The sequence below is a fragment of the Streptomyces sp. ISL-36 genome (assembly GCF_018614205.1).
Lineage (GTDB): Bacteria > Actinomycetota > Actinomycetes > Streptomycetales > Streptomycetaceae > Streptomyces.
Genome location: NZ_JAGGOS010000159.1, coordinates 1 through 9,014, shown reverse-complemented (window position 1 = coordinate 9,014; position 9,014 = coordinate 1). Strand labels below are relative to the sequence as shown.

Sequence of the window (9,014 nt, the reverse complement as noted above, 5' to 3'; positions counted from 1 at the left end):
GCCCCGGTCCGCGCCGACGAGGCGGCGGCCGGCGAGCCGTTGCTCGCCCCCGGCCGTCCCGGCCCGGGGCAGACCCCCGCAGCCACGCCCGTGGCAGGCTGACGGCCGTGGCCGCCCGCCACCGGCGCCGCCCGCGCCCTCACTCCCCCGTCGGTGGGCGGTCCTCCGTGACCTGCGCCGCGAAGATCGGGTCGGTCGAGCGCTGGTAGCCGCCCCTCTCCCCCGGTGCCGCCGGTTCCAGCCCGAAGAGCGCTCCGACACCCGTCGGAGGCATGTCCCCGTACAGCGCCGAATAGGCCCCCGGACGCACCGAGTACATCTCGTGCCAGATGCCGACCGCCCCGTTGCTCGTGAAGTAGCGGCGCCAGAAGGCGCTCCGGGCCGGGTGGTGGCGCCGGTCGGTGTCGGTGGCGTACGCGCGGATGTCACCGGCCCTGCGCCAGTACTGGACGACGGTCACCTCGCCGAAGGACGGCCCCAGGAGCATCCGGTAGCCGAGGAAGCCGCTCTCCGGGTCTGCCGTCAGTTCCTTGAGCATGCCGGGCATGGCCATGATCACGGGCAGCCAGCCACGGACCGAGCGCCAGCGGTTGACACGGGCGCCGATCAGGAAGACCGCCACCGGCTCGGTGGTGGCGGCCATGAAACGCCCTCGGCGTACCCGGCGCTGTTCGGAGCGGCTGTCCGGACCGCCGCGGTTCCACTCGGGGGTCGCCAGGAGCCGCACCCCCTGCGCGACGTGTGCGAAGTGTGCGAAGCCGGAACGTTCCATGTCTCTGCCCACCCTCCGATTCTGATGGATAGCTGAACTATCCTAGGAGGGCAGAGTAGAAGTCCTCAGTAACCGTGTCGAGACGATGGGAACGGTGAATCTCTTTTGCGCCTCTCCGAATTGAGCAGCCGCAGCGGCGTGTCCGTGGCGACCGTGAAGTACTACCTGCGCGAAGGGCTTCTGGCGCCGGGCACCCCCGTCACGGCCCGCCAGTCCGAGTACGGCGAGGAACATCTGCGCAGGCTGCGTCTGATCCGGGCGCTGCTCACGGTCGGCGGCATGACGGTCCAGCAGGCCCGGGACGTCCTCGCGGTGGCGGACGACCCCGCCTTCGGCCGCCACGAACGCCTCGGCATCGCCCAGTACATGCTGGGGCCGCGGATCACCCCGCCGGAAGAATCCGATCCGGGGCGGCAGCTCTGGGACGAGGTCTTCGCGGAGCTGCGCGGGCTGCTCGCCGAACTGGACTGGCAGGTGTACGACGAGGCGCCCGCACTCGCCGCACTGACCAGGGCGGTCGTCACCCTGCGCTCACTCGGCTACGAGGGCGGCATCGAGCACATCCGGCGTTACGCCCTGGCGATGCACCCGATCGCGGCGGAGGAGTACGCCACGATCGAGGGCTACCCCGTCCTGGAGGAGGCGATCGAGGCGACCGTCGCGTACACGACGCTCTACGAGCCGATCCTGCTCGCGCTGCGGCGCCTGGCGCACGAGGACGTGTCCGCCCGCCTGCACAGGACCCCGCGCCCCGACCGGCCGGCTCCCGAGTGACCACTTTCGTCATCTTGACGAGAAGGGAACGGGGCCTCTATCGTCACAGTGACGACAAGGGGGATTCATGGCCGACATCACCAGGCGTGCAGGCTGGCGCCATCTGCGCTCCGCGCCCACCGCCCACATCCGCCACCACCGTCGCGGGCGACTCGTCCACGACGGCAGGGGGCTCAGCTTCTGGTTCCGCTCGCTGTCAGCCGCACTCTCCGAAGTACCGGTCGACGACCGGGAACTGGCCATGGCCTTTCACGCCAGGACCGGCGATTTCCAGGACGTGAGCGTGCAGTCCACCGTCACGTACCGGATCAGCGAGCCGGACGCGGCGGCCACCCGGCTCGACTTCTCGATCGACCCCGACACGGGCGCGTGGCGCGCCGCGCCGCTGGAGCAGATCGCGACGCTCCTCACCGAGACCGCGCAGCAGCACGCCCTCGACGTCCTGGCGCGCACCCCGCTCGCCGCGGCCCTCGTCGACGGCGTGGCGGCGGTCCGCGACCGGATCGCGGCCGGGCTCACGGGCGAGCCACGGCTGCCGGCCACCGGTATCGAGGTGGTGGCGGTACGCGTGGTGGCGATCCGTCCCGAGCCGGAGGTCGAAAGGGCGCTGCGCACTCCGGCGCGCGAACAGATCCAGCAGGAGGCCGACCGGGCGACGTACGAGCGGCGCGCCGTGGCCGTCGAACGCGAGCGGACCATCGCCGAGAACGAGCTGGCCAGCAAGATCGAACTGGCCCGCCAGGAGGAGCGGCTCGTCGACCAGCGGGGCACCAACGCCCGCCGTGAGGCGGAGGAGTCCGCCGCGGCCGACTCCGTACGGGCGGAGGCCGAGGCGGTACGGAAGGTCCGGCTCGCACGGGCCGAGGCCGAGGCGGCCCGAGAGGTCGGCGAGGCCCGGGCGGCGGCGCAGGCGGCCTGGCTTCGGGTGCACGGCGAGGCCGACGCGGCGACGCTGCACGCGCTGGCGGCGACCCGCGCGGCGGAGAACCTGCCCCGGATCGAGAGTCTGACCCTCTCGCCGGATGTGCTGACCGGGCTGCTCGCTAAGCTGGGCAGCGGCGGAGCTCCGTCGTGAGCCTGGCGCCTCGGGCGGTGCTCGTGCACCGGACCACCGAGTACGAGGAGCTGCTCGCCCGGCACGGTACGCACGGTCAGGCCGCCTTCTTCCTCTCCCGCCGGGACCGGAGCATCGAGGAGGTGCGGCAGCGCCACGAGCGGACCCGGCGGGCGCTGGCGGAGGTGGCGTCGGCGGTGCCGTTGCGGTGGCGGCGGGCCAGGGTGGAGCGCGCCGACCTGGACCGCTTCCTGTTCGGCCCCGAGGACGTGGTCGTCGTGGTCGGGCAGGACGGCCTGGTGGCCAACGTGGCGAAGTACCTGCAGGGGCAACCGGTCATCGGGATCGACACCGACCCCGGGCGCAATCCGGGCGTCCTCGTGCGGCACCGGGCGGCGGACGCGGGCGCCTTGCTGGCCTCCGTCTCCGGTCCGACCGCGACCACGATCTCGGTCACGGCCACGGCGACGGCGACGGCGACGGCCACAGCCACAGCCACAGCCACGGCCACGGCCACAGCCACGGCCACGGCCACGGCCACGGCCACGGCGAGGATCTCGACCCCGGACTCGACCGCGACCGCGACCGCGCCCGCGACGACGAGGACGAGGACGGTGGTGGACGAGCTCACGATGGTGGAGGCGGTCACCGACGACGCGCAACGGATCGTCGCTCTCAACGAGATCTACCTGGGCCCGCCGGGTCACCAGACCGCCCGCTACACCCTGGGCGTCGAGCGCACCGGCGCCGCGCCGCCCGAGCCCCAGGCGTCCTCCGGCGTCCTCGTCGGCACCGGTACGGGCGCCACGGGCTGGCTCCGCTCCCTCCGGGAGCAGCGTTCGAGCCCCCTGCGGCTGCCCGTCCCGACCGACCGGCGACTCGCGTGGTTCGTCCGCGAGGCCTGGCCGTCGCCGACGACCGGCACCACCTGCGTGGAGGGTCTGCTGAACCCCGGAGAGACCTTGCGGCTGACGGTCGAGTCGGACCGGCTGGTGGCCTTCGGCGACGGTATGGAGTCGGACGCCCTGGAACTGACCTGGGGTCAGGCGGTACGGGTGGGCGTGTCGGAGACGGCCCTGCGACTGGTGGGGTAGCCGCACGGCCGGAAACGATCGGCGGGGGCAGCGGGAGGGGACCGTGATCGCTATGCTCGGCCCGCTTTTTCCGGTTCGCGCCGCCCGCGACCCCGCCGTGTCCTGCTCCTGCACCGTGTCCGCCTCTGCACCGTGTCCCGCCGCCCCACCGTGTCCCGCCACCCGCTGTCGAAGGAGCCCGATGACCTTCCCCACCACCGGCTCGCTCCACGTCTCCCCCGCGACCCTCCGGGACTGGGCGCTCGTACGCACCTGGGCCGCCGCCGAGGGCTGGAATCCGGGAGCGGCCGACGCTCCGGCGTTCTTCGCGCAGGACCCGGAGGGGTTCTTCCTCGGCCGGATCGACGGGGAGCCCGTCTCCGCCGTCTCGGTCGTCAACTACAGCGACCGGTACGCCTTCCTGGGCTTCTACCTCGTCCGTCCTGACCTACGGGGTCTCGGTCACGGCCTCGCGACCTGGCGCGCCGCCCTCGCGCACGCCGGCGAACGGACCGTCGGCCTCGACGGGGTGCCCGACCAGCAGGACAACTACCGCCGCTCCGGCTTCACCGCGGCCTATCGCACCGCGCGTTACGTGGGAGAACTCCGCGCCCCCGCGGCTCTCACCGCTCCCCCGGTCCCCGCGCCGGACGTGGACCCCGCCGTGCTTCCCACGGTGGTCCCGGCCGCGCGGGTCGACCCGGCGGCCCTCGCCGCGTACGACAGCGCCTGCCACCCCGCCGACCGGCCCCGCTTCCTCGCGCCCTGGCTGACCACCCCGGGCCACCGGGCCCTGGTACGGATCACAGCCGGGCGCCCGACCGGGTACGGGGTGGTGCGGCCGGCCGAGGACGAGGCCCGTATCGGCCCGCTGTTCGCGGACACGCCCGCCGACGCCGCCGCCCTGCTGGACGCGCTGGCCGCCGAGGCCCGGGCCTTCGGCTCGGCGCGGATCGCGATCGACATGCCGGAGTCCAATCCGGCGGCGGCTCGGCTCGCCCGGGAGCGGGGGCTCGAGGCGACCTTCGAGACGGCGCGGATGTACACCGGACCGATCCGGCCGGTCGCTCAGGAGCGGGTCTTCGGCGTGACCACCCTCGAACTGGGCTGACGCCTCGCGAACGTAGGGCGCGGCCATCTCGCCCACACCCGGCGGGCACCGGCAGCGTTCTCAGCCGTCCCGCCAGGCGCCCACGATCCAGAAGACCGCGAATCCCGTCCAGAGGATCGCGAAGGCCCAGACGAGAACGTGTCCTCCGAACAGTGCCATGGACCCGAGCCACCCGATCCCGATGGCCACGAACAACCAGCCGAAGTTCGGGAACGCGAGGAGTCGCGACGGCCTGCCGCTCACCGCTCCCCAGACTCCCGTCGCGAGGATCAGCGAGGCGAGCGCCAGCCACGGCCCCACCCCGCTCTGCGAGGAGGGCGGGTAGCTGTGGTTGTGGCCGCGCACGAGCAGGCCGACGACCTCGCCCCGCCAGATCCTGAGCTCCGCGCGGTCACCCGCCCTGACCTCGTCATAGGTGTCCGAGTCCACCGACAGCGACGCGGTACGGCCGGGCCACTCGACCTCGGCCCGGTAGTACCGTGTGCAGGTGGTGCCGCCGCCGCCTGTGGTGCCGGCCGCGCCCCCGCTCGTGTCGGACGTGCAGTGCTCACCCGTCTTGCGGCCCGTCACCGTGCCCACCGCGGTCCGTACGCACCCCTGGCCCTCGCAGACCGGTGCGTCGCGGTACACCATCGTCGTCCGGTATCCCTCCAGGATCTGCTGACCGCAGAAAAGAACCCCCAGCCCGGCCACGAGGACGAGCAGCCCCCGTAACGGGAGGGGCAGCCGCCGCTCGTACCAACTCCGCCTGTACCCCGTTGACTTCACCCAGCGGTGATGCCCCGTGCAGGGGCCCGGCATGCCGCCCCCCTCGACCCTCCCCCCACCCCCTCGGGGGGCGACAAGGGTTTTCCCCGTATCGGGTTCATCCGCTCTTTCCCTACTGTCTGCCGCACCGGCAGATCCCATCCCCCGATCCACGCCCCCCACAGGCGCTCAGGCCCTGTCAGGTGCATGAGGGGAGGAGGGTGGTGTCCGCCGGTGACGGCCTTGACCCGGGCCGTCGCGCCGGTGGCGGCGCACGGGCCCCCCAAGCCCAGGGACCGACGGACCGCGACCCCACTTCGCACCGCGGCTCCCGCGCCGCCGCCACTGCTCCGCACCTACGTCGTGCTCGAAAGGGAACACCTTGAACAGTTCCAGGCGGAGAGTCATATCCGTCGTGGTCGCGAGTGCCGCGATCCTCGGCGCCGCTGCCACCACCTCCGGGGCGTTCGCCGCCGCCCCGGCCGCTGCCACGCCGAAGCCGGCTCCGGCTTCGCAGGCGATGACCGCGCTGCCCAGCGCTCCGGTCGAGAAGGTCATCGTCACCTACAAGTCCGCGGCCGCCGAGGCCGGCTCCAACGCCGCCGCGAAGAGCGACGCGGCCGCGAAGGGAGCCCAGACCGGCGAGAGCCTCGCCTTCGAGCGCCGCCTCGCCGGCGGCGGCGCGCTGGTCGACCTGGGCGACAGCGCCACCAAGCAGGACGTCGCCGAGGTGATGGACGCCTACCGCGCCGACCCGCAGGTCGCCTCGGTCGAGCCCGACATCCGCGCGTACGCGATGGCCGTCACCCCGAACGACACGGACTACGCCAAGCAGTGGGACCTCTTCGAGGCCACCGGTGGCATGAACGTTCCGCCCGCCTGGGACAAGACGACCGGCTCCGGTGTCACCGTGGCCGTCATCGACACCGGCTACGCGGCCCACTCCGACCTGGCGGCCAACGTCGTCGCCGGCTACGACTTCATCTCCACCTCCGCCGACGCCCGCGACGGCAACGGCCGTGACGCGGACGCCAAGGACGAGGGCGACTGGAACGCCACGGACGGCGAGTGCGGCACCGGTTCGCGGGCCTCCAACTCCTCCTGGCACGGCACCCACGTGGCCGGCACCATCGGTGCGGTCACCCACAACACCAAGGGCATCGCGGGCATCGCGTACAACGCGAAGATCCAGCCCGTGCGTGTCCTCGGCAAGTGCGGCGGTTCCTCCTCGGACATCGCCGACGCCATCACCTGGGCGTCCGGCGGCTCCGTGCCGGGCGTCGCGGCGAACCCGACCCCCGCGAAGGTCATCAACCTGAGCCTGGGCGGCGCCAGCTCCACCTGCCCGAGCGTCTACCAGACCGCGATCAACGGCGCCGTCTCGCGCGGTACCACCGTCGTCGTCGCCGCGGGCAACAGCAACGCCAACACCTCCGGCTTCACCCCCGCGAACTGCTCGAACGTCATCACCGTGGCGTCGACCAGCCGCGAGGGCAACCGTTCGTACTACTCGAACTACGGCACCATCGTGGACGTGGCGGCTCCGGGCGGCGAGACCCGCCGCGCCACCGACACGCCCGGCACGGTGACCACCCCCGAGAACGGCATCTACTCCACGCTGAACTCGGGCACGACCACCCAGTCGCTGGAGAACTACAAGCCCTACCAGGGCACCTCGATGGCCGCGCCGCACATCGCGGGCCTCGCCGCGCTGCTCAAGTCGGCCAAGACCAGCCTCACCCCGGCCGAGATCGAGTCCGCGATCAAGGCCAACGCCCGGCCGCTGCCCGGCACCTGCACCGGCGGCTGCGGCACCGGCATCGCCGACACGGCGAAGACCGTGGACGCCGTCACCGGCACCACGACGCCGCCGACCGGCACCGTCTTCACCAACGCGACGGACGTGACGATCTCCGACAACACCACCGTGTCGTCCTCGATCGCCGTCACCGGCCGCACGGGCAACGCCCCCGCCACCCTCAAGGTCGGCGTGGACATCAAGCACACCTGGCGCGGGGACCTGGTCATCGACCTGATCGCCCCCGACGGCACGGTGCGCAACCTGAAGGCGTCCTCCTCGTCGGACAGCGCCGACAACGTTCTGACCACGTACACGGTCGACGCGTCGAGCGAGGTCGCCAACGGCACCTGGAAGCTGCAGGTCCGCGATGTGGCCTCGGGTGACACCGGCTACATCGACTCGTGGAGCCTGACCTTCTGATCACCCCCTGAACCACCCCCCACATCAGCATTATTGCTGGTCAGCGGCGCGCCCGTGGTCTACACCACGGGCGCGTCCTGGCGTGGGCGACCGGTACCGGCTGTCCGTATGCCGGACAAGAGACCTGGACTGCGCCGGTACGCTCCGTATCCTCTGCCCCACGGGGCTCACGGGCCGGGCCCGAGTGCGGAGGGTGGTGGATACGTGACGACTGCGCCACACCTCCCCCTACGCCCTGCCGGCGCGGGGAGACCCCCGGCTCCGGTGGGCCGGGAGGAGCTGCTCTCCCGTCTCGAACGCGTGCTGCACGCCCGCGGCCGCGCCCTGCTGACGGGACCCGCGGGTGTCGGCAAGACCGAGGTGGCCCTGGCGGAGGCGGCCCGCGCGGAAGCCCGCGGCGAGACCGTCCTGTGGCTCGCGACGCTCCCCGCCGACCGTGACATACCCGGCGCGGCGGCAGCCGCCCTCGTGGCCTCGGTGGCGACGACGGTGACCTGGCCGGGAGTGGCCGGCACCCGGACGGACGACGGCTCCGACCCGGCGACCCCCGCCTCCGGACGGATCTCGCCCGCCCCCTCCCACACCGCGACCGCCGCCCCCGGCCCCACCACCACCGGCTCGGGACGGACCACGACCACCGGCTCCGGACGGACCACGGCCACCGGCTCGGCGCGGGCGTCGATACCGCGCCAGGCCCCCGGCCCCGGCGCCTCGGGGGTCTTCGACGGACTGCCGGGCCCACAGCGGACCGCCGTCGCCATGCTCTGCCGTGAGGCGCCGCTGCACGACGGCGGCTGGGACCCGATCGCCCTGCGCCTCGGCATCGCCCAGATCCTGCGCGGCCTCACGGCCCGCGGACCGGCCCTGCTCGTCGTCGACGGCGTCCAGCACATCGACGCCGACAGCGCCGACCTGCTGCGCTTCGCCCTCCACCTCGCGCCGCCGGCGCTGCGCGTTATCGCCGTCGAGACCCCCGAGGCGTACGGAACCCAGGACGCGCACGACACCCACCTCTGGGTGCCGTCGGAGGCCGACATCCTGCTCGTGCCGCCGCTGCACGCGGACGAGATCGCCGAACTCCTCATCCACCACCGCCTGCCGTCCCGGATGGCCGGCCGCATCCACAAGGCCAGCGGCGGCAACCCCCGGCTGGCGCTGGCGGTGGGCCGCTCGCTGGCCGACGCGCGGACCCCCGTCCATCACGCCGAGGCGCTCACCCTCTCCGGGCGCGCCCGCGAGCTGGCCCGCCAGCTCCTCGGCAC

The 9,014-nt window shown here is 73.1% G+C and carries 8 protein-coding genes; 6 read left to right on the top strand and 2 right to left on the bottom strand.

The features are described from left to right. Positions 1-139: 139 nt before the first annotated feature. On the bottom strand, positions 140-772 hold the full coding sequence (locus J7E93_RS32760) for a DUF4188 domain-containing protein (RefSeq protein WP_251067420.1): 633 nt from the start codon (positions 770-772) through the stop codon (positions 140-142). Between the two features lie 120 nt (positions 773-892). Between J7E93_RS32760 and J7E93_RS32755 the strand changes: the two genes are divergently transcribed. From J7E93_RS32755 to J7E93_RS32740, 4 genes are all read left to right on the top strand, one after another. Beyond that, positions 893-1,546 carry a MerR family transcriptional regulator gene (locus tag J7E93_RS32755; RefSeq protein ID WP_251067419.1) on the top strand — a complete coding sequence of 218 codons (654 nt, stop codon included), beginning with the start codon at positions 893-895 and terminating at the stop codon, positions 1,544-1,546. Between the two features lie 67 nt (positions 1,547-1,613). Further along, a complete protein-coding gene (locus tag J7E93_RS32750; RefSeq protein WP_215073673.1) occupies positions 1,614-2,621 on the top strand; it encodes an SPFH domain-containing protein in 1,008 nt (335 codons plus the stop codon). After that, a complete protein-coding gene (locus J7E93_RS32745; RefSeq protein ID WP_215073672.1) occupies positions 2,618-3,694 on the top strand; it encodes a hypothetical protein in 1,077 nt (358 codons plus the stop codon). The genes J7E93_RS32750 and J7E93_RS32745 overlap by 4 nt, the downstream gene beginning before the upstream one ends. A 181-nt stretch (positions 3,695-3,875) precedes the next feature. Further along, positions 3,876-4,784, top strand: a complete 909-nt coding sequence (locus J7E93_RS32740) for a GNAT family N-acetyltransferase (protein ID WP_215073671.1) — start codon at positions 3,876-3,878, stop codon at positions 4,782-4,784. 60 nt (positions 4,785-4,844) lie between these two features. Here J7E93_RS32740 and J7E93_RS32735 read toward each other — a convergent pair whose 3' ends face one another. Further along, complete coding sequence (locus J7E93_RS32735) at positions 4,845-5,552, bottom strand: hypothetical protein (protein ID WP_215073670.1); 708 nt, start codon at positions 5,550-5,552, stop codon at positions 4,845-4,847. Between the two features lie 499 nt (positions 5,553-6,051). On the opposite strand from J7E93_RS32735, the gene J7E93_RS32730 reads away from it, so the two are divergent. Together J7E93_RS32730 and J7E93_RS32725 are read left to right on the top strand one after the other, a co-directional pair. Continuing rightward, a complete protein-coding gene (locus tag J7E93_RS32730) occupies positions 6,052-7,752 on the top strand; it encodes a S8 family serine peptidase (RefSeq protein ID WP_251067421.1) in 1,701 nt (566 codons plus the stop codon). Between the two features lie 264 nt (positions 7,753-8,016). Beyond that, on the top strand, positions 8,017-9,014 hold a 998-nt coding region (locus J7E93_RS32725; RefSeq protein ID WP_308368860.1), incomplete at its 3' end, for an AAA family ATPase.